The sequence below is a fragment of the Desulfosceptrum tomskiensis genome (assembly GCF_049818055.1).
Taxonomy (GTDB): domain Bacteria; phylum Bacillota; class Desulfotomaculia; order Desulfotomaculales; family JASEER01; genus JBFLVT01.
Genome location: NZ_CP187479.1, coordinates 842,433 through 863,408 on the forward strand (window position 1 = coordinate 842,433; position 20,976 = coordinate 863,408).

19 protein-coding genes are annotated in these 20,976 nt (G+C 61.3%); all 19 read left to right on the forward strand.

Features of this window, described 5'->3' with window-relative positions:
- Positions 1–10 precede the first annotated feature (10 nt).
- The 19 genes from aroH to ACPV0M_RS04375 all read left to right on the forward strand — a co-directional run bounded on the left by aroH (position 11) and on the right by ACPV0M_RS04375 (position 20,801).
- Positions 11–385 (forward strand): chorismate mutase, encoded by a 375-nt coding sequence (gene aroH / locus ACPV0M_RS04285; protein WP_425621724.1) that lies wholly within the window; start codon positions 11–13, stop codon positions 383–385.
- A gap of 39 nt (positions 386–424) precedes the next feature.
- On the forward strand, positions 425–1,513 hold the full coding sequence (locus ACPV0M_RS04290; RefSeq protein ID WP_425621725.1) for an HD-GYP domain-containing protein: 1,089 nt from the start codon (positions 425–427) through the stop codon (positions 1,511–1,513).
- A gap of 348 nt (positions 1,514–1,861) precedes the next feature.
- Positions 1,862–2,956, forward strand: coding sequence for a histidinol-phosphate transaminase (gene hisC / locus ACPV0M_RS04295; RefSeq protein ID WP_425621726.1), 1,095 nt, complete (start codon positions 1,862–1,864; stop codon positions 2,954–2,956).
- A gap of 2 nt (positions 2,957–2,958) precedes the next feature.
- Positions 2,959–3,975: a 3-deoxy-7-phosphoheptulonate synthase gene (gene aroF, locus ACPV0M_RS04300; RefSeq protein WP_425621727.1), complete on the forward strand. Its 1,017-nt coding sequence runs from the start codon at positions 2,959–2,961 to the stop codon at positions 3,973–3,975.
- A gap of 115 nt (positions 3,976–4,090) precedes the next feature.
- Positions 4,091–5,191: a prephenate dehydrogenase/arogenate dehydrogenase family protein gene (locus tag ACPV0M_RS04305; RefSeq protein ID WP_425621728.1), complete on the forward strand. Its 1,101-nt coding sequence runs from the start codon at positions 4,091–4,093 to the stop codon at positions 5,189–5,191.
- A 20-nt stretch (positions 5,192–5,211) separates the two neighbouring features.
- On the forward strand, positions 5,212–6,495 hold the full coding sequence (gene aroA, locus ACPV0M_RS04310) for a 3-phosphoshikimate 1-carboxyvinyltransferase (RefSeq protein WP_425621729.1): 1,284 nt from the start codon (positions 5,212–5,214) through the stop codon (positions 6,493–6,495).
- A gap of 112 nt (positions 6,496–6,607) precedes the next feature.
- Complete coding sequence (gene cmk, locus ACPV0M_RS04315; protein ID WP_425622126.1) at positions 6,608–7,273, forward strand: (d)CMP kinase; 666 nt, start codon at positions 6,608–6,610, stop codon at positions 7,271–7,273.
- Complete coding sequence (locus ACPV0M_RS04320; RefSeq protein WP_425621730.1) at positions 7,270–7,851, forward strand: lysophospholipid acyltransferase family protein; 582 nt, start codon at positions 7,270–7,272, stop codon at positions 7,849–7,851. The genes cmk and ACPV0M_RS04320 overlap by 4 nt, the downstream gene beginning before the upstream one ends.
- A gap of 7 nt (positions 7,852–7,858) precedes the next feature.
- A complete protein-coding gene (locus tag ACPV0M_RS04325) occupies positions 7,859–9,832 on the forward strand; it encodes a bifunctional 4-hydroxy-3-methylbut-2-enyl diphosphate reductase/30S ribosomal protein S1 (RefSeq protein ID WP_425621731.1) in 1,974 nt (657 codons plus the stop codon).
- 128 nt (positions 9,833–9,960) lie between these two features.
- The gene (locus ACPV0M_RS04330; protein ID WP_425621732.1) at positions 9,961–10,674 is read left to right on the forward strand and encodes a DUF1614 domain-containing protein; all 714 of its coding nucleotides are present in this window, start codon (positions 9,961–9,963) and stop codon (positions 10,672–10,674) included.
- A complete protein-coding gene (gene spoIIP, locus ACPV0M_RS04335) occupies positions 10,661–11,809 on the forward strand; it encodes a stage II sporulation protein P (protein WP_425621733.1) in 1,149 nt (382 codons plus the stop codon). Before ACPV0M_RS04330 ends, spoIIP begins: the two co-directional genes overlap by 14 nt.
- 21 nt (positions 11,810–11,830) lie before the next feature.
- Positions 11,831–12,307: a DUF3189 family protein gene (locus tag ACPV0M_RS04340; RefSeq protein ID WP_425621734.1), complete on the forward strand. Its 477-nt coding sequence runs from the start codon at positions 11,831–11,833 to the stop codon at positions 12,305–12,307.
- On the forward strand, positions 12,285–12,731 hold the full coding sequence (locus tag ACPV0M_RS04345; RefSeq protein WP_425621735.1) for a hypothetical protein: 447 nt from the start codon (positions 12,285–12,287) through the stop codon (positions 12,729–12,731). Before ACPV0M_RS04340 ends, ACPV0M_RS04345 begins: the two co-directional genes overlap by 23 nt.
- Before the next feature lie 35 nt (positions 12,732–12,766).
- Entirely contained in the window at positions 12,767–14,071 is a 1,305-nt protein-coding gene (locus ACPV0M_RS04350) for a DUF512 domain-containing protein (RefSeq protein ID WP_425621736.1), read from the forward strand.
- Positions 14,072–14,106: 35 nt separating this feature from the next.
- Positions 14,107–15,426 (forward strand): ribosome biogenesis GTPase Der, encoded by a 1,320-nt coding sequence (gene der, locus ACPV0M_RS04355; protein WP_425621737.1) that lies wholly within the window; start codon positions 14,107–14,109, stop codon positions 15,424–15,426.
- Positions 15,423–16,019: a glycerol-3-phosphate 1-O-acyltransferase PlsY gene (gene plsY / locus ACPV0M_RS04360; protein WP_425621738.1), complete on the forward strand. Its 597-nt coding sequence runs from the start codon at positions 15,423–15,425 to the stop codon at positions 16,017–16,019. The genes der and plsY overlap by 4 nt, the downstream gene beginning before the upstream one ends.
- Positions 16,020–16,136: 117 nt before the next feature.
- Positions 16,137–18,977, forward strand: a complete 2,841-nt coding sequence (purL, locus tag ACPV0M_RS04365) for a phosphoribosylformylglycinamidine synthase subunit PurL (protein WP_425621739.1) — start codon at positions 16,137–16,139, stop codon at positions 18,975–18,977.
- A complete protein-coding gene (gene purQ / locus ACPV0M_RS04370) occupies positions 18,974–19,747 on the forward strand; it encodes a phosphoribosylformylglycinamidine synthase I (protein WP_425621740.1) in 774 nt (257 codons plus the stop codon). The genes purL and purQ overlap by 4 nt, the downstream gene beginning before the upstream one ends.
- Before the next feature lie 13 nt (positions 19,748–19,760).
- The gene (locus ACPV0M_RS04375) at positions 19,761–20,801 is read left to right on the forward strand and encodes an NAD(P)H-dependent glycerol-3-phosphate dehydrogenase (protein ID WP_425621741.1); all 1,041 of its coding nucleotides are present in this window, start codon (positions 19,761–19,763) and stop codon (positions 20,799–20,801) included.
- Positions 20,802–20,976: the final 175 nt, after the last annotated feature.

Consider the following 20,976-nt stretch of genomic DNA (forward strand, 5'->3'; position numbering starts at 1 on the left):
CCGGGAGGTCTTGCCTGTGAGCCCTGTCCGAGGAATCCGTGGAGCGATAACGGTCAGCGAGAACACCGCCGAAGAAATCATCCGTGCAACGATGCGCCTCTTGGAGGAGATGGTCAAGGCTAACAACATCGACATCAATGACATTGCCAGCGTCTTTCTCACCATGACCCCCGACCTGAACGCTGAATTTCCGGCCCTGGCAGCCCGCAAGCTCGGTTGGGCGAACGTACCCCTCCTGGGCGCCACCGAGATCGCCCATCCGACGGCGATAGGGAAATGCATCAGGGTGCTCGTGCACGTCAACACGGACAAGTCACAGGCCGAGTTAAGACATCTTTATCTCGACGGGGCCGCCCGGTTGCGCCCGGATCTTTTGATGCCTTAAGATAATGCCTTAAGGCGATAAAGTGGTTGAGGTGTCGTTTTGCGGAAGGTTGCCGTACAAAACCTCGTCTCGGGCATGAAGGTCGGGCAGCCGGTTCTCGGCCCGCACATGGAGCCCTACCTTCAGGCGGGAGTCGTTTTGACCGACCGCATCATATCCCGCCTGGTGATCCTGGGCATCCCCTCTATTGTTATTGATGACGGCCTCCTGGACGACGCCGGTGTACCCGGCGCCGTCTCGGTTGAAACACGCGCTGAAGCCGCCAACCTTGTCAGGGGGCTGTTCGACAGCCCCGGCGATGACGGGCCGGTCACAACGGCGACGCTTGACGCCACGGTAAACAACATTATCGACGAGATTTTGTCCAACGCCTCCGGAACCTCTTCAGCCCTGAACATCATGGACATCCGGGCCGAGGACGAGTATCTCTATTACCATTCGGTAAACGTCTGCGTTCTAAGCGTTCTGACCGGAATAACCCTGGGATACAAACGCCGCAAGCTTTTCGAGCTGGGAATGGGGGCCTTGTTTCACGATATAGGAAAAAGGCGCATCCCTTCCTCGATCTTGAACAAGCCCGGTCCGCTGACCAAAGAGGAATATGCCATCGTCAAACAGCATACGGTGTTCGCCAAGGAGCTGCTGGCCGACAACCCGTCTGCGGCCGAGATCGCCTACAGCCACCACGAGCGCTGCAACGGCGAGGGATACCCGTTGGGACTGAAGGCCCCGCATATCAGTCCCATGGCCCAGATTGCGGGCATGGCCGACATTTTCGACGCCCTGACCGCCGACCGCGTTTACCGCAAAGGCGTGCCGGCGCACCAGGCTTTCGAGATGCTGGCGGCGGCGGGGGATTACTGGTTTGATTACGACTTGCTCCTGGCTTTTCTGTATAACATTCCGGCTTACCCCTCAGGAAGCATCGTCGAGCTCTCGTGCGGAGAAATCGGCGTCGTGATCGGTACCCCCAAAGGACACTCGGCCTTTCCCGAGGTGAAAATCATCCTTGACCCCGACAAGAAACGGCGTCAAAAACCGGTAATCTTGTCCACACTGAAACACAACATCGCCGTGTTGCGCCTTCTGGAGCAAGAGGAGATAGGCCGGCTTGGCCTGATGCCCTAACCTTAAGTTTAAATGCTTGACATTTTTGCGCGCGGCATGCTATGGTGTCACTTAACTAAATAAAAGACGAGGTTAGACGAGTCGAGTTGAGATTTCTCGAGATTTTTGATGAAGCTTAGCAGAGCTGGTCTGGTAATGGCCGGTAACTGTACTGAGTGCCGGTCATTTCCATTTTGACGCGGCCCGATGCGGCATCTGGACAATCTTGGGGTCGAATACGACAGCTTCTTCATATAAGTCAGTTTTAGATGACGAATTTGCGCGCCGGGTCATTGCCTAGGCCCTGAGCCCTGTGATAGTATTGGTCAATAATGATGGGCTTGGCAAAAACGGGGAGGTCATCAGGGAATGCTGGACAGCTTAATCAAAAGCAATATCGGGAGCCTGGCGGTATACAAGCCCGGGAAACCGATCGAAGAGGTGCAAAGGGAATTGGGGCTGGAGCGCGTTATCAAGCTGGCCTCGAACGAAAACCCCCTCGGCCCGTCTCCGCGTGCGGTCGAAGCCGTGTCCCGGGCTATCGGGGAGGTCCACCGGTATCCCGACGGGAGCGCTTACCGGTTGAAGAGGGCCCTTGCCGCTGCGCTGGACGTCGAACCGGAGGCCGTTCTCCTGGCCAACGGTTCCAACGAGGTCGTCCAGCAGCTCTCGCTGGCCGTTCTGGACGAGGGCGACGAGGCGGTTATGCCCGTTCCGAGCTTCCCGCGCTACGAGCCGCTGGCACGCCTCATGAAGGCCGAGCCCGTGGAAGTGCCGTTAACCGATTACCGCCTCGACCTGGAGGCCATGGCCACCCGGATCTCCCCGCGCACGAAGATCGTCTACATCTGCAACCCCAACAACCCGACAGGCACGATCGTGCGCAAGGACGAATTCGAGACCTTCCTCGACAAGCTGCCCCCCAGGGTTCTCGTGGTCATGGACGAAGCCTATTTCGAATACGTCGACGACCCGCTCTATCCCGACGGCCTCGATTATTTCCGCCGCGGCAGGAACGTCATCGTTTTGCGCACCTTTTCCAAGATCTACGGCTTGGCCGGCCTGCGCGTGGGTTATGCTATCGGTAGCCCGGACCTGATCGCCTACCTGGAACGGGTGCGGGAACCGTTTAACGTGAATGCCCTCGCCCAGACCGCGGCGCTGGCGGCCCTCGGCGACCGCGAATTTGTCAGGCGCTCCCAGGACCTCGCGCGAGAAGGGAAACGTTTTCTGTACAGCGCATTCACGTCCCGGGGCATCTCCTACGTGCCGTCCGAGGCGAACTTCATCTTTTTTGATGCGGGCCGTCCCGAACAGGAGGTCTTCCGGCGCATGCTCAGGCGCGGGGTCATCGTCAGGGGAGGCTTCGGGTACCCGACGATGCTGCGGGTGACCATCGGGACACCGGATGAAAACGCGGTTTTTATAGAAGCTTTTGACGGGACTTTAAGGGAGGATTTCTGATAATGGTAATCGTAATGCGGCACAATGCTACCGAAGAAGAAATCAGCCAAGTGATGGCGAAGCTCGAGCAAAAGGGTTTCAAAGTCCACCTCTCCAAGGGGGTTGAGCGCACTATCATCGGGGTTATTGGCGATGAGACGGGTCTTGCGGACATCGCACTCGGGGCGCTGCCGGGCGTGGAGGCCGTCGTTCCGATCCTGCAGCCGTACAAGCTGGCCAGCCGCATCATGAACGAGGCCGGCACCATCATCAGAGTCGGCGACGTTGAGATCGGCGGCCAGGCCGTGCAGGTGATGGCCGGGCCGTGCGCCGTGGAAAGCAGGGAGCAGCTCCTTAAAGCGGCCGAGATCGTCAGCCGGGCGGGGGCCAAGATCCTCCGCGGCGGAGCGTTCAAGCCGAGGACATCCCCGTATTCCTTCCAGGGGCTCGGCGAGGAAGGACTCAAGATTCTGGCTGAGGCTCGGGAACGGTTCGGGCTTAAAATCGTCACCGAGGTTATGGATATCCGCAACCTGGAGGTTGTGGCGAAGTACGCTGACATTATTCAGATCGGTACCCGCAACATGCAAAACTTCAACTTGTTGCGTGAGTTGGGCGGCATCCCCAAACCGGTCCTCCTCAAGAGAGGCCTGTCCGCCACGATTGAGGAGTGGCTGATGGCGGCGGAGTACATCCTGGCGTCGGGCAACACCCAGGTGATCCTGTGCGAGCGCGGCATCCGGAGCTTTGACACGTACACCCGCAACACCCTGGACCTGACCGCGGTGCCCATCGTGAAGTACCTGTCGCACCTGCCGATAGTCGTCGATCCCAGCCACGGCATCGGCCGGTGGCGCTTCGTCGCCCCGATGTGCTGCAGCGCCGTCGCCGCCGGGGCCGACGGGCTGCTCGTCGAAATGCACCCGAACCCGGCCGAGGCTCTTTGCGACGGGGCTCAGTCTCTCAACCCCGAAAAATTCATGACGATGATGCGCGACGTCAGGAACGTGGCTGAAGCGGTGGGCCGTTTTGTTCCTTAGGCGTAACGACGGGCTTGACGTAGTCAATCCTTGATCCCTCTTCGGACCCCCTTTGCTGCGTCACTAGCGGCACTGTGCGGGTTCCGTTTGTTTTTGTGAGCGGGAGGTGCTGTTTATGTTCGATAGAGTGGGCATTATCGGTGTCGGTTTGATCGGCGGTTCGCTGGGAATGGGTATCGTGCAGCGCGGGCTCAGCCGCGAGGTCGTGGGCATCGGCCGCAACCCGGAAAACCTGCGCGAAGCCGAGCGGATGGGGGCGGTTACCCGCACGGCCGCCTCGCTGGCCGAGGGCGTGCGCGGGGCCGACCTGGTGATCGTCGCCACGCCCGTTACCTCCATCATCAAGTCCGTCCGTGAGGTCGTCCCTCACCTTACCCCCGGGACCATCGTCACCGACGTGGGGAGCACCAAACAGCAGATCGTGGAGCAGGCGGAAGCGGTAATGCCCGACGGCGCCTTTTTTGTCGGCGGGCACCCGATGGCCGGTTCCGAAGCGGCCGGCGTACGCTTCGCCGACCGGTACCTTTTTGAAGGCGCCTACTACGTGCTCACACCCACTCCCAGGACTTCGCCGTCGGCCCTGAGGGTGGTGGGGGAACTCGCCAGGGCCGTCGGCGCAAAACCGATCGAGATGTCCCCGGCCGCCCACGATTTTGCGGTGGCGGCCATCAGCCACCTGCCTCACATGGCGGCCGTGGCGCTGGTCAACGCGGTGGGGTCGATGCCCGGCTCGAAGGAGATCTTCTCCCTGGCCGCAGGGGGGTTCCGGGACACCACGCGCGTGGCCGCCGGGAACCCCGAGGTCTGGCGGGACATCTTGGCTACGAACAGCGCCATGCTCCGGGCGGCGATGGCCCACTTCAGGAAAGAGCTGGACCGGATCGACGATCTCCTGGAAGCGGGCGATTTGCAAGGCCTGCAGGCACTGCTGCAGGACGCCCGCGAGCTGAGGAAAGCGGTGCCTTCCAAAGCCAAAGGGTTTCTTCACGACCTTTTCAACCTGCTCATCAACATCCCGGACCGTCCCGGAAGCATCGCGGAGGTGGCCTCGGTCCTCGCCGCCGACGGCTTGAACATCTCGGACCTTGAAATCCTGCGGGTCAGGGAAGGCGAGGGCGGCACCGTGCGGCTTTCCTTTGCCAGCCGCGAGGCCAGGGATGCGGCGCGGGAGATACTGAAACACGCCGGCATCAAGGTGGTATCGCACAACGGTTAAACGTCAGGAGGCGTTTGCAGATGCTTAAAACGCGACGATCGGGACCCCTGAAGGGTGTCCTGCGCCCCCCGGGGGACAAATCCATTTCGCACAGGGCGGCGATTATCGGGGCCCTGGCGCACGGCACCACGCGCATCCATAACTTCCTGGAGGGCGAGGACTGCCTGTCCACGCTTCGCTGCCTGCAAAAACTCGGAGTGCGGATTGAAGGGCCCGACAACGGCAGCGTCGTCGTTCACGGCCTCGGGCCGGATGGCTGGCGCGAGCCGTCCGACGTCCTGGACGCCGGCAACTCCGGAACGACGATGCGCCTGCTCTGCGGGGTTCTGGCCGGCCAACCCTTCTTCAGCGTCCTGACCGGAGACGAGTCGCTCAGGCGGCGCCCCATGGCCCGCGTCATCAACCCCCTCGGCGAAATGGGCGCCCGCATCCTGGCGCGTGACAACAACAGGTTCCCCCCGCTGGCCATTTCCGGGCGCCGTTTAAAAGGCATATCGTACCGCCTGCCCGTGGCCAGCGCCCAGGTCAAATCGGCCATCCTGCTGGCGGGCTTGAACGCCGAAGGCGTTACCGAAGTCATCGAGCCGGTGCCTTCGCGTGACCATACGGAGAGGATGCTGGCTTCCTTCGGAGCCGAAATCACCCGCGAGAGACAGGCGATCCGGCTGCGGCCCGGCAGGCTCGCAGCGCGCGATGTCACGGTTCCCGGCGACATTTCCTCGGCGGCCTTTTTCATAGTGGCCGCGACGATCGTCCCGGGAAGTGACGTGACCCTTCTGGACGTCGGGGTGAACCCCACGCGCGACGGTATAATCCAGGTGCTCAGGGAAATGGGCGCCGATATCGAAACCCTGCGCCCGGACGAGTCGGGCGGCGAACCGAGGGCCGACATCCGCGTCCGCAGCGCCCCGCTTAAAGGGGTGACTATCGCCGGCGCCATCATTCCGCGGCTGATCGACGAGATCCCGGTGCTGGCCCTTGCGGCCGCCTGCGCCCGGGGCGAAACGGTCATCCGGGATGCCGCCGAACTGAAGGTCAAAGAGTCCAACCGCCTGGCGGCCATCGCCAGGGAACTGGGGAGGCTGGGGGCGCGCGTGCGGGAAACCGAAGACGGTTTGATAATCGCCGGAGGCTGGTCTTTGCGCGGGGCGGCCTGTGAAAGCCACGGAGACCATCGCATCGCCATGATGGCGGCGGTTGCCGGCCTTGTGGCCGAGGGCGTCACGGAGGTCGCCGACGGTGAGTGCGCGGCCGTTTCCTATCCGGGCTTCGCCGCTGCATTAAATATGCTGACCGAAGAATAATACTGCCCAACAGGCCCGTTCGTTGTCCCATTTGCATTTATATAGAGGAAAAATCGCAGTTTTGTCGAAGTTGTTGCCCAATGATCGCGAGGGAGGACTTTCGCCCCTGGTGATGCGGAACGTAGTCGCCATCGACGGCCCGGCCGGAGCCGGCAAAAGTACCGTCGCCAAGCTGCTTGCCCGCCGGCTCGGGTTCCTTTACATCGATACGGGGGCCATGTACCGCGCCGTTACGCTCAAGGCGCTGCGCGAAGGCGTCCCGTCAACCGAAGACGAGGCCGTAGGGTCCCTGGCGGGAAAAGTTAGCATTGATCTTGTCTCTTCGGGAAACGGGCTGCGCGTTTTCCTCGACGGGGAAGACGTGACCGAGGAAATCCGTTCGCCGGAAGTGTCGCGGCACGTTTCATACGTGGCGCGCATTTATGCGGTCAGGAAACGGCTGACGACGCTCCAGCGCGAAATGGCGCGCAGCGGCGGGGTCGTCATGGAGGGCCGGGACATCGGAACCTGCGTTCTGCCCGAGGCCGACCACAAGTTTTTCGTTACGGCTTCGGTCCGTGAACGGGCAAGGAGAAGGCAGGGCGACCTGCGGCGCCAGGGCCACGACATCGATCTCGAAACACTCGTGCAAGAAATCGAAAAGCGGGATTTTATCGACAGCACCCGCGAGGTGGCTCCCCTGAAACCCGCGCCCGACGCCAAAGTCATCGACACGACCGGGAAGACCGTGGAGGAAGTCGTCAACCTTCTTGCCACGGAGGTGCTGAAACGCCAATGATCTACCGCTTTGCCTGGCTCTTTTGCCGGGCAATCCTTTTGACCTTGCGTCGGTGGGACGTCAGGGGGGGAGACAGGGTTCCCGCAACGGGCGGGCTGATTGTCACCGCCAACCATACGAGCTACTGGGATCCAATCATTGTAGGGTGCGCGCTGCGCAGAAAAGTCCACTACATGGCCAAGGCCGAACTTTTTTCGTTCCCCGTGTTCGGCCGGCTTTTGTCCGCGCTGGCGGCTTTCCCGGTACGCCGCGAAGGGATAGACAGGGCGGCCCTGAAAAAGGCCCGGGAGGTGCTGGCCGCAGGCGAGGTTCTCGGTATCTTCCCGGAGGGAACCCGGAGCCGGACGGGAGAACTTCTCAAGCCCCATCTGGGCGCCGCACTTCTGGCTTTTAAGACCGGTGTTCCCATTCTCCCGGTCGCCGTCGTCGGCGCGTCCGGCTTTGGCAAGGTCTGCGTCCGCATCGGCAATCCGGTGTATCCCCCGGCGGTAAAGGACAAGCCGGGCAAGGAGCAAATGGAGGCGTACCTCGACCAGGTTATGCAAGACATCAGGTCCTTGATGAATGAGATGAGGTAGTGAAGCAATGGAGGTCAAGCTGGCCGCCAAGGCTGGTTTTTGCTTCGGTGTGCGCAGAGCCATCGAGCTGGCCCTTAAGACGGCGCGTGAAGGAAAACAGCCGATTTATTCGTTGGGCCCCTTGATTCACAATCCCCAGGTCGTGCAGTACCTGCAAGACCGGGGTATTAACGTGATCGAGAACGTAAACGAGGCTTCGGAAGGAACGTTGATCATCCGTTCCCACGGCGTAGACCCGAGCGTGCTCTCCGAAGCGGAAGGCCTCGGCATGACGGTTGTGGACGCCACCTGCCCGTTCGTCCGGCGCGCGCAGCAGCTTGCCTCGGACCTGACCGCTTCCGGGTATCAGGTCGTCGTGGTCGGCGACAGACATCATCCGGAGGTACGCGGGATTGTGGGATGGACAGGCGGGAAGGCCATGGTCGTCGAAAACCCCGATGAAGCGCGGGACCTGCCGGTCTTCCCCAGGGTCGGCGTCGTCGCCCAGACCACCCAGCCCCAGGACAATTTTGAGGCCGTGGTCAAGGTTTTGCGCCAAAAGATGGGCGACGTAGCGGTTTCCAACACTATTTGCAATGCTGTTGCCGAACGGCAGAAGGCCGTTCTTGAGCTGGCCAAGGAAGTCCAGGTGATGGTTGTTGTGGGCGGGGCCGACAGCGCGAACACCAACAAGCTTACGAATCTATGTCGCAAGACCGGGACACCAACCTATCAGATTGAGACCGCCGACCAGCTTGACCCCCGTTGGTTCCGTAACGTAGAGATCGCGGGGCTTACGGCGGGGGCATCCACACCGGATTGGATTATCGAGGAGGTTGAACAACGGATGCGAGAGATGGAAGAAATGACGAACCCAGAAGACGAGATGCAGTCGATGCAGGTCAAATCTCTCAGAGGAGGGGAAATTGTTAGGGGCGTTGTGGTATACGTAGGCCAGGATGAAGTCCTGGTCGACGTGGGCGCCAAATCGGAAGGTGTGATTCCGCTTCGTGAGTTGTCCTGCTGTGAAGTCACCTCCCCACAGGACATCGTCCAGGTGGGAGATGAGATAGATGTTTGGGTGGTAAAGGCAGAGGACAATGAGGGAAGAATCATTCTCTCGAAAAACCGCGCTGACGCCGTCAAGGCCTGGGAACGACTCGAACAGGCCTTCCAAAACGAGGAACCTGTTGAAGGGATGGTCCGCGAAGTAGTCAAGGGCGGCCTGCTGGTCGACCTCGGGGTAAGGGCTTTTCTGCCTGCTTCCCAGGCCGACAGGGGGTTCGTCGAAAACCTGGCCCAGTTCGTGGGCCGGAAGGTAAGGGCCAAGATCATCGAGCTCAACCGCAGCCGCAAAAAGGTCATCCTTTCCCGCAAGGCCGTTCTGGAAACCGAGTATGCGGAAAAACGCAAACGCACCCTGGAAAGCATTCAGGAGGGTGACGTCGTCCGCGGCACGGTGCGCCGGCTGACGGAATTCGGGGCTTTCGTCGACATCGGCGGGCTGGACGGGCTTTTGCACATTTCGGAGATCTCCTGGCACCGCATCAATCACCCTTCGGAAGTGCTCAACGTCGGCGACGAGGTCGAAGTTAAGGTCCTGCGGGTCGACAGGGAAAGCGAGAAGGTCTCCTTGAGCCTGAAACAGGTCCTTCCCAACCCCTGGGATACCGTGGCCGAGAAATACCCGGAAGGTTCCATCGTTAAAGCCAGGGTGGTCCGGCTGGTCCCGTTCGGCACGTTCGTGGAACTCGAACCCGGCGTCGAAGGTCTCATCCACATCTCCCACCTCGCCGAATGGCACGTGGCCAAACCGGAAGACGTGGTCCAGGAAGGACAGGAAATCAACGTTAAGGTCTTAAGCGTTGACCAGGAGTCCAAGCGGATCCGTCTTTCGTTGCGCGAAGCGGCGGGGCGGGAGTTCGCCGATATGCCGGAAAACAGGGATGAGGGGACGACCATCGGCGACGCGGTGGGGGACAAGCTGACCCAGGAAGAGTAGGCGAAAAAGAAATAGAAAAAACTTTTTAGAGCAGGGCGGCCTTTTCAGGCCGCCCCTTAAATTTGCATTAATTCCTGCTCCGTAGGAGAACCTAGCATTAATATTTGCAAAGCGAAGGAGCAGGTGATATGGACAGGCTTCCAATCGGCGTTATTATCCTGATCGTTGTTTCCGTGCTGATCTACCTTGGTTTGCTGCACCGCGTCCTGGACAGGATGAGGCTTACCGACCGCGCCGCGCTATTGATTCTCGGCGCCATGGTGGTCGGCAGCCTCATCGACATCCCGATTCCGCTGGGCCGCAACACGGTCGCCCTTAACGTGGGCGGCGGCATCGTCCCCGTGGCCCTGGCCGGCTATTTGCTCTACCGTGCCGACGAGACGGCGGAAAGAACGCGGGCCCTTTTAGGAGCCCTGCTTACCGGCGCAGTCGTATACGGGGTGGGAACCTTCGTGATGACCGGTTTGCCCGAGCCTGCAGGCCGGTACGACTTCATCGACATCATCTACCTGTATCCCATTGTGGCCGCCATCATCGCTTACGCCGTGGGACGCTCGCGGAGGGCCTCCTTTGTGGCGGCCATCCTGGGGGTGCTCCTGGCTGACATTTTTCAGTGGACCAGGCTCGCCGCGACGCGCACCCCGGGGAGCATACACATCGGCGGCGCCGGAGCCTTCGACGTTATCGTCATCTCTGGTCTGCTGGCGGTGCTCCTCGCCGAGGTAGTCGGGGAAATCAGGGAACGGATACAAGGGGGGCCGCGTTCAGAAGGCCGTAGTAAAGCCACGCTGGACGCTCTTAAAACCCCTGGAGAGGGAGGTCAAAGGGATGAAGACCGCTAAACTGGGGATTTTAGTCGCTTGCCTGATCTGTGCGGGAACTATCCTTGCTTATTACAGTTCTCCCGAGAACCTGCCCGCATGGGCGCCCCTCAACCTGACGCAGGAACTGGACCATATGACCGCAGGCGAATACTCTACGGTCGTCGACAAAGACGGGCGCCTTGTTACCAAGCTTGCCCGTCATGTTTACAAGGGCGACGAAATCATCCGCGGAAACGGCGAGCAGTACCGCATCGTTTCGGTCAAGGGGAATCTCGCCAAAGCCGAGATGGTAGGCATTGACCGCGACCTGCTGGCCTACATGGAATACTTTGACCGGTATGCCCTGCCGGCCCAGGCCCAAACAAACCGTTCCAGGGCCATCGGCATCTACCACACCCACAGCGACGAATCCTATGTCCCGACAGACGGAACCGAGTCCAAACCCGGTAATGGCGGCATTTTCCGGGTCGGAACCGCCCTGGCCTCGTCACTGCGGGATCAAGGTGTAAGGGCCGACCACAGCTTCGCCACCCACGAACCCCACGACGCCCAGTCTTACGTGCGGTCCCGCAAGACCGTCGTCGAGCTTATGAAGCGCAACCCCGCCGCCCTGATCGACGTACACCGGGACGGCGTTCCCGACGCCAGCTTTTACCGGCGGACGGTTAACGGCCGGCAAATCAGCCAGCTCAGACTCGTAATCGGTAGCCAGAACCCCAACATGAATGCCAATAAAGACTTCGCCAGGCGTCTGATGGCTTTTGCAAACAAAACCCATCCAAATTTAGTCAAGGAAGTCTTCATCGGCAGAGGTAACTATAACCAGGACCTGATGCCGACCGCGATTCTGGTCGAGGCCGGAACCCATACGGTATCCAGGCAGGAGGCCGAGGACGGCATCACCCTGCTGGCCGACGCCATTCCCACCGTCCTCGGCGTGAGCCCGGGCGTGACCCCGCGGGCGGGAACGTCACCGGGGGTCTGGACGGCGCTGCTATGGATCCTGGCTATTACGGTGGTGGGCGCCGGCGTCTTCCTTGTTGTCAGCGCCGGCGGCGTAAAGCAGGCTCAGGAAAAACTGGGCCAGTTCTTCAGCAAGGAAATCGGGCTCAAGCTGAACAACCGGAAGGAGGGCGGCGAGGGAGAACGATAGCTCTGCAAAGGGGTAACGCAATTGAAGATCCTTTATCATTGTTTTGGCGGCACTCATTCCTCCGTTCTCGCCGCAGCCCTGCACCTTCGTCTCTTGGACCCCCGCCGCCGACCCTCGGACAGTGAACTGAAGACCCTGCCCTTTTTTGACAAACGGGCAGGGTCTGATTATGGAAGAATCGCCTTTTACGGGCGCGATGAACAGGGGCGTGAAATCTGGATCCTGGGTCGCCTGGGCTACGCCAGGGTAACTGAAGGTGTGTTTAGCAGCTTGCTCCACGCCTTGATCGAAAACGGTCGTCAGCTGCTGGTCGACACCACGCCCATTCTGAACTGGCAGATGCGGGTCGGCGGCTATCTTTCCAGGCGGGCGCGGTGGAAGCGCATCGGCTTTTTTTTAATCGCCCAAGGCACCAGAAAAGCCTACCCCCGCCTGGTGCAGCTGGTAAAACAGGCTGAGGAGGAAATAGACAGGATTGAAGGCCTTACTGTACGTTGACGACACACCCCTTGCCGCTCTGGCCGCCCTTAACGAAACGGACAGCGGTGCATCGGCGCGGAACCCGGCGGCGTTTGATTTCCTGTCCAGCCCGCAGGATTGCCGCCGGGTCGGCCGGAGCCGGGAGGGGCTGCCGGTCTTCGCCTTGTGGTATCCTGCGTCGCAGGTCTTCCTGACCCGTATCGTTAAAAGCTTTTGCATCATGCACGACATCCCGCACGGCGACGTTATAACCGTACCGCTCCGGCGGAACAGCCTATTCATACGTTTGGTGACCTGGCTTTACCGGCACCGCCTGAACCGCCTGGCCAAAAACCTGTTGTCCCTTACCTGGCCGAGAGCCGGACGGGACCTCGTCGCCCACTTCCGGCTTCCCGCATCGCCCCTCCGGCAGGGATTGGACAACCGGCGTCGAAAACGGTGAAAAATGGCAGCTTAAGGAGGGTTCCCGGTACTTAAGTGGGGCTTGTAGTCAGCGCGGTAAGAAAGGACAGCATTGCGGCATCTCTGCCCGTCGTCGCGGGAGACACCGTGGTAGCGGCTAACGATATGCCCATCCGCGACTTGATCGACTACAGTTTCGCCCTCGCCGACGAACACGTGGAATTGCGGGTTGAAAAGGCCGGCGGGGAAGAACTGGTACTGGAGATCGATAAGGAGTACGACGAAGACATCGGCCTGGTCTTTGACCAACCCTTTCCTGGCCTGCGCAGGTGCCAGAACAGGTGTCTTTTTTGCTTCCTGGACCAAATGCCGCCGGGTCTCCGGCCGTCGCTCTACGTAAACGACGACGACTACCGCCTTTCTTTCTGGGAAGGAAACTTTATCACGCTGACCAACGCCGGCCCGCACGACCTCGAGCGCATCGCCGGCCAGCGCTTAAGCCCGCTGTATATTTCGGTCCACACCACCAATCCCGACCTGCGCAAACAAATGCTGCAGCATCCGAGAGCGGGCCTAATCATGCAGCAGCTGGCCTTCTTGAAGTCCGCCGGCATAGAAATGCACACCCAGATCGTCCTTTGCCCGGGCATTAATGACGGGCGGGAATTGGACAAGACTATAACAGACCTTGCCGGTTTTTGGCCCCGGGTCCGTTCCATCGCCATCGTCCCGGTGGGGCTTACCAGGTTTCGCCAGGGGCTTTACCCGCTGAAGACTCTGTCGCGGGAGGAAGCCTCCGCCCTCGTCGCCAAGGTCGAGCGCTGGCAGCAACAATTCCTTAAGGCGTTGGGCGATCCACTGGTCCACGCGGCCGACGAGGTTTATCTAAAGGCAGGGGCGCCGGTCCCGCCGGCGGAGTTGTACGGGGAATACCCGCAGTTGGAAAACGGCATCGGCCTTGTAAGACAACACCTCGACGCGCTTAAAATATGGTTGGGCGGGTTGACCGAGCCTCTGGGCGCAACGCAGAAGATCACCGTCGTTTCGGGAACGCTCGCGGCGCCGATTCTGCAAGAGGCCCTGCACCCGCTGCGCCGCATAGGGCTGGACGTGCGGGTCTTGCCCATCCGCAACAACTTCTTCGGGCCCGCTGTAACCGTGACCGGGCTGCTGACAGGGAAGGACATCGCCAGCCAACTCAAGGGCAAAAACCTCGGCCGCCTGGTTGTTATACCGAGCGTGTGCTTCAATGACGACGGCCTGACCCTTGACGGTCTGACGGCCGCTGACCTGGAAAGAATCCTGGAGAAACCCGTCGTTACCAGCCGCGACCCCCGGGACTGGATACGGGTCTTAAAAGCAGCGGGATCAGGCCATTAAAACATTGCGGTTTCGAGAGGAGGAAAGAGCCACCCTTGAATAAACCCCTCGTCGCTATCGTCGGGCGCCCGAACGTCGGGAAGTCCACGCTCTTCAACAGGATCGTCGGAACGCGCGCCGCCGTCGTCGAGGCCCAGCCGGGCGTCACGCGCGACCGCTTGCACCAGGACGCCGAATGGGCGGGCAGGGCGTTTACCCTTGTGGATACCGGCGGCATCGACACCGCCTCGGAGGACACCATGGCTACCAGGGTCACCGCCCAGGCCCAACAGGCCATTGCCGAAGCCGACCTGATTATGTTCGTTCTTGACAGCCGCGACGGCCTGGTGCCCGAAGACATCGAGGTAGCCAATATTCTGCGCCGGGCAGGTAAACCCGTTATCCCCGTTATAAACAAGATCGACAACTTCGATCAACCTCTGCCCCTGGCCGAGTTTTACAGCTTGGGCCTCGGCGACCCCGTGCCGGTCTCGGCCCAACTGGGCCTTAACGTCGGCGACCTTCTGGACGAGGTGGTGGCCCGCCTGGCGGTCGAAGCCGGGGCCACCCGGGAGGAACAGGCCGTCAAGGTGGCCTTCATCGGGCGTCCGAACGTCGGAAAATCTTCGCTCGTCAATTCAATTCTGGGTGAGGAGCGCGTCATCGTCAGCGACATCCCCGGGACCACCCGTGACGCCATCGATACCTTCCTGGAGCGCGACGGCCGGCGGTACGTGTTCATCGATACGGCGGGGATACGGCGAAGGAGCAGGATTTCCGAGCCGGTGGAGCGTTACAGCGTCATGCGCTCCCAGAGGGCTCTGGAGAGGGCCGATATCGCCGTTCTGGTCATCGACGCTGTTGAAGGCGTAACCGCCCAAGACAAGCGGATTGCCGGCCTGGCTGAGGAAGCCGGCCGCGGGACGATCATCGCGGTCAACAAGTGGGACCTCGTCCCCAAAGACAGCGGCACGATGAACCGTTACACCGAGGCCGTCCGGCGGGAACTGGCCTTCATAAGCTACGCCCCGCTCGTTTACACCTCCGCCGTTACCGGACACCGGGTTCGGAACATTTTGGACGCCGTCGACAGCGTCTACGCCCAGTTTACCCGGCGCGTGCAAACGAGCGACTTCAACCGCCTCATGCAGGATGCCTTCCTCGCCGCGCCACCGCCGGCCGAGAAGGGGAGGAGGCTGAAGTGCTACTACGCAACCCAGGTCTCGACGGGCCCGCCGACCTTCGTCCTCTTCGTCAACGACCCGGCGCTCGGCACCAACGCCTATCGTCGGTATCTCGAAAACCAGGTGCGGCGCGCCTACGGCTTTGAGGGAACGCCGGTGCGTATCATCTGGCGCGGAAGGGAGACCAAGTGAATACCGTGGAAACCTTGATCCTGGTGCTGATCAGCTACCTTCTCGGAGCCCTGCCCTTCGGTTATCTCGTCGCCAAGGCGATCAGAGGCGTCGATATCACCGCCCACGGCAGCGGGAACATCGGCGCGACCAACGTCTGGCGCGTTCTCGGCCCCCTCCCGGGGACCCTGGTATTGGCTGCAGACGTCGGCAAGGGGGCGCTGGCCGTCTGGCTGGGGCGCGTCTACGGCGCCCCGGAGGTCGAACTCCTCACCGGCGCAGCCGCCGTTATCGGGCACGGCTGGTCGGTCTTTTTAGGGTTCCGGGGAGGCAAAATGATCGCCACGAGCGGGGGAGTGCTGCTGATGCTTTCCCCTCTGGCGACCCTCGGTGGTTTTATCGTCTGGGCGGTGACGCTGGCCGTCAGCCGTTACGTGTCCCTGGCCTCCATTATTACTGCGGTATCGATCCCCTTGTGGTTTTACTACCTTGGCTTCAGCCGCGACTACCTGATCTTCACTTCCATCCTGGCCGCGGCGGCGATCTACAAGCACCGTTCGAACATCAAGCGGCTGATCCAGGGCAACGAATACAAGTTCGGCGCCCGAAGATAGCTGTTGGTTTATAGTTTGAAATTCGCAAAGCGAATTTCTTCGAGTCCAACCTCTGACTTCTTGCATTTGGCTTCTTTATGGTAGAATAGGGGACGTGGGGAGGGGGAGTGTCCTACATTGGCCATTCAAGAAGTGCGCGTAGCCGTCCGAAGCTCGCTTCCCGACGCCAAAGGGAGGCAAACCCTGGCTGAAATCCAGCGGTCCCTGCACATCTCCACGGTGCAGGCCGTAAGAACGGCCAAGGTTTTTCGCTTTGAGGGGATTACCGTCGCGGAAGCCGGGTACCTGGCGCGGACCCTTCTTTGCGAAGACATCTTCCAGGTATACACCGTCAACGAGCCGATCATCACGGACACTAACTGGTTGGTTGAGGTCGCTTACCGTCCGGGCGTCATGAACCCGGAAGCGGGATCCCTGATCAAGTCGGCCCGGGATCTCGGCCTTTCGCACGTCGTCGCCGCAGATTCAAGCTGGGAATACGCCTTTTACGGCCCGGAAATCACCCCGGACGATATCGACACCATTCTGCGCCGCCTGCTCGTCAACGCCACCGTTCAACACGTTGTCCGGGAAAAGCCCGAAACCCTGATCATTACCGGCCGTTCCGCTCCCACGCTCTCCATCCCGATTACCGGCATGACCGACGAAGAGCTCATGGAGCTCAGCAAAGACAAGCTGTTTTTGAACCTGGAAGAGATGCGCCTGATCCAGGATCATTTCAGGGCCATCGGCCGCGAGCCGACCGACTGCGAGGTCGAAATCCTGGCGCAGACCTGGTCGGAGCACTGCGTGCACAAGACCTTCAAAGCACACCTGACGGTGGACGGCCGGGAAAAGAGGCCTCTCCTGAAACGCCTGCAGGAGGCCACCAACAGCATCAATCACCCGCTGGTGCTCTCGGCTTTCGTCGACAACTCCGGCGTGTTGGCTTTTTACGACGGCTGGGCCGTCTGCGGCAAGGTCGAGACGCACAACTCCCCGTCGGCGATCGAGCCTTACGGCGGCGCCGCTACGGGCAGCGGCGGGGTTTTCCGGGACGTTATGGGCACCGGGCAGGGAGCCAAGGTTATTGCCTCCACCGACATGTTCTGCTTCGCTCCGCCCGATACCCCTCTTGAAGAGATTCCCCAGGGGTGCATGCATCCGAACTACCTCCTGCGCCAGGTGGTGGCCGGAGTACGGGATTATGGCAACCGTATGGGCATACCTACCAACAACGGTTCGGTACATTTTCACCGCGACTTCCGCGCCAAACCCACGGTCATTGTAGGCTCCTACGGCCTGCTGCCGGCCGACCGGTGCGAGAAAGGGAAGCCCGAGCCGGGAGACCTTGTCGTCGTCATCGGCGGGCGCACCGGCCGGGACGGCATCCACGGGGCCACTTTTTCCAGCGCCGCGATGACGGACCGGACGATGGATGTCAACGCCCAGGCCGTCCAGATCGGCCATCCCATCGAGGAAAAACGCATGAGCGACGCTCTCCTGGCGGCCCGCGACGAGGGGTTGATCCGTGCCGTCACCGACTGCGGCGCGGGCGGGTTCGCTTCCGCCGTGGGCGAAATGGGCGCTTCAACCGGCGCCGTGCTGGCCCTGGACAAGGCCCCGCTGAAATACTCGGGCCTGGCGCCGTGGGAGATCCTGCTGTCGGAAAGCCAGGAGCGCATGGTCGCCGCCGTCAGGCCCTCCGACATCGACCGCTTCCGGGAGATCTGCCGCGAGCACAACGTTGAAGCGACCGTTCTCGGCACCTTCACCGGCGACGGGCGTTTCCGGGCGACCTACGAAGGAGCGGAGGTTATGAACCTGAGCATGGCCTTCCTCCACGGCGGGCTGCCTCAGCGGCGCATGCAAGCGGCGCGGCCGCCCCGCAATCCGCAGCCGGAGCTTATGCCCGACCCGCCAGCCGATTGGGTGAAAGCCTACAAGGACGTTATGGCGCACCTGAACGTCTGCTCCAAGGAGCCCATCGTGCGCGTTTACGACCACGGCGTGCAGGGCACCAACGCCTTGCCTCCCCTGGGTGGCGTCGACGGCAGCGGCCCCAACGACGCCTGCGTCTTGACCCCCATCCTCGGCAAACCTTACGGGCTCGTCATCGCGCACGGCCTCAATCCCATCCTCAACCGGATCGACCCCTACTGGGGAAGCATTTGGGCGGCGGCCGAAGCCGTAGCCAACGCTGTGGCCGCGGGAGCGAACATCGACGAGCTGGCCCTGATCGATAACTTCATCTGGCCCGTCCCGGACGAAGAGATGCTGTGGGCCCTCGACCGCGCCGTCGACGCCTGCACCGATTTTGCCAGATCCCTGGGCTGTCCCTTCATCTCCGGCAAGGACAGCCTTTCGAGCACTTACCGCGGCGCCGGCGGCTTGACAATCCGGATCCCGCCCGTGCTGTGCGTTTCCGCATTCGGGCGGATTCCCGACGTTAAGAACACCGTCTCCGCCGACTTCAAGAAGGCGGGAAGCCAGGTCCTGCTTGTAGGTCAGCGCGACATCACCGAAATGGCCGGGTCGGTCTACTGGGAAAACCTCGGCCTGGCCGGAACGGCGCTGCCGAAGGTCGATCTGGCCTCTTTCACCGGCACCTGCCGGGCTTTGTACCGGGCCATCAATTCCGGCAAGGTCCTGGCCTGTCACGACATCAGCGAGGGCGGCCTGGCCGCGGCCATCGCCGAGATGTGCATCGGGGGCCGATGCGGCGTCGCCGTTTCGGTACCGCCGGACCAGCGTCCAGATTATTTCCTGTTTAACGAAACGGCGGGATGTTTTATCGTCGAGCTCGCGCCGGAAACCGCTCCCGGCGACCTCTTCGGCGACGTTCCTTGGCGCGTGATCGGGAGCACTACCGCCGACCGGCGCGTCAGTGTTTCCCTTGGCGAACAGCGTTTCGCCGTCCTCGTTGATGAGCTGAAGGAAGCATGGCAGCGTCCCATGAAGGAGGTATTCGGAGCTTGAAGCCACGGGCCTGCGTTTTGCGCACCGACGGGACCAATTGCGACCAGGAAACGGCCTTTGCCCTCGAGCTTTCCGGAGCACGGGCCGATTACCTGCACGTCAACGAGCTGCGCTCCGGTCGCAAGCGTCTCCTTGACTATCAGATCATGGTCATTCCCGGCGGTTTCTCATACGGCGACGACGTCCTGTCCGGAAAGATCCTGGCCGTCGAATTGACGTCCCTGCTGCGCGAACAGCTGCAGGAGTTCGTGAACAAAGGACGCCTGCTCCTGGGGATTTGCAACGGCTTCCAGGTCCTCGTAAGAACGGGGCTCCTACCGTATTCGCGGATAGAGTCGATCACGACGACGCTGATGCCGAACGACAGTGGCCGTTTCGAGTGTCGCTGGGTATCCTTGAAAGTGGAAAAAAGCCCGTGCGTGTTTACGGAAAGCCTGGCCGGACGCACCGTGACCTACCAGGTGGCCCACGGGGAGGGCAAGTTTTTCACCAGCCAGGACGTCCTGGACGACCTTGAGCGCCGGGGGCTGGTCGTATTCCGGTACGTCGACGCCGAAGGGCGCCCCACCCAGGCCTACCCGGCCAACCCTAACGGCTCGCTGCGCGCCGTGGCCGGGATCTGCAACCCGTCCGGGCGGATAATGGGCCTCATGCCCCATCCCGAACGGTTCGTGCTGCCGACGCAGCACCCCAACTGGCGACGAGGGCCCGCGGCAGCCGAAGGGCTGCCCATCTTCCAGGATGCCGTAAACCACGCCAGGCAAATGTAATGGGGAGATCGCCATGACCAGAGTAGCCATCCTGGGCGCCGGGAGCTGGGGAACGGCGCTTGCCGTCCACCTGGCGCGCAAAGGCCGGCCTGTCAGGCTGTGGGCCAGGCGCCCCGACCATGCCGCGGAATTGTCTTCATCTAGGGAAAACAAGGCCTATCTTCCAGGGGTTAAAATACCTTTGTCGATAGAAATATCGGCAGACTGGAAAGCGCTCCTGGCCGGCGCCGAATGCGTCGTCTTTGCCGTGCCTTCGCACGCCTTTCGCCAGGTGCTCGAAACGGTGTCCCGGCACCTCGGCGACGCGCCCTGCGTCAACGTCGCCAAAGGCATTGAAGCGGATTCGCTCCTGCGGCTTTCCGAAGTTTACAAATCGGTTACGGGGGACAGGACCCTGTCCCGTTACGCCAGCCTGTCGGGACCCAGCCATGCGGAAGAAGTCGGCCGGGCCATGCCGACCGCCCTGGTGTCGGCGTCCCCCTGCAAACCGGTGGCCGAGTTCGTCCAGGACCTTTTCATATCCCCCGAGCTCAGAGTCTATACCAACCCGGACCTGATCGGTGTGGAACTCGGCGGAGCCTTAAAAAACATCATTGCCGTCGCCACCGGGATCTCCGACGGCCTGGGCTACGGAGATAACACGAAAGCCGCGCTCATGACGCGGGGCCTTGCCGAAATCACCCGGCTGGGCGTCCATTTGGGCGCAGACCCGCTAACCTTCGGCGGCCTGACCGGCGTCGGCGACCTTATCGTTACCTGCACAAGCATGCACAGCCGGAACCGGCGTTTCGGAATGGAGATAGGAAAGGGCAGGACCCTGGAACAAGCTCTCAGCGCTGTGAGGATGGTCGTCGAAGGGGTCCGGACCACCATCGCCGCCACCGAACTCTCCAGGAGGCTCAACGTCGAGATGCCGATCGCCAGGCAGGTATACGCCGTTCTCTACGAAGGTGTTCCGCCGCTGGAAGGGGTAACCCGGCTCATGACCCGGCAACGGACGCGGGAAATCGAGGAAGTCGCCCGCATTAAGATCACCTGGCACCACGAAAAGTAGCGCCTGACTCCAGTGTTAAACGCTGCAGAACTCCGCTTTTAAACAAAGTGGAGTTTTTCTTTCGGCCAAGCTAAACCTCGAAGTAATCCCCGTTCGGGAATTGCTGATTCTATTTGGTCGTCTTAGTAGCCGGCGGCAGAATAGTAGGAATTCGCGGAGCGAATCCATCAAGTAC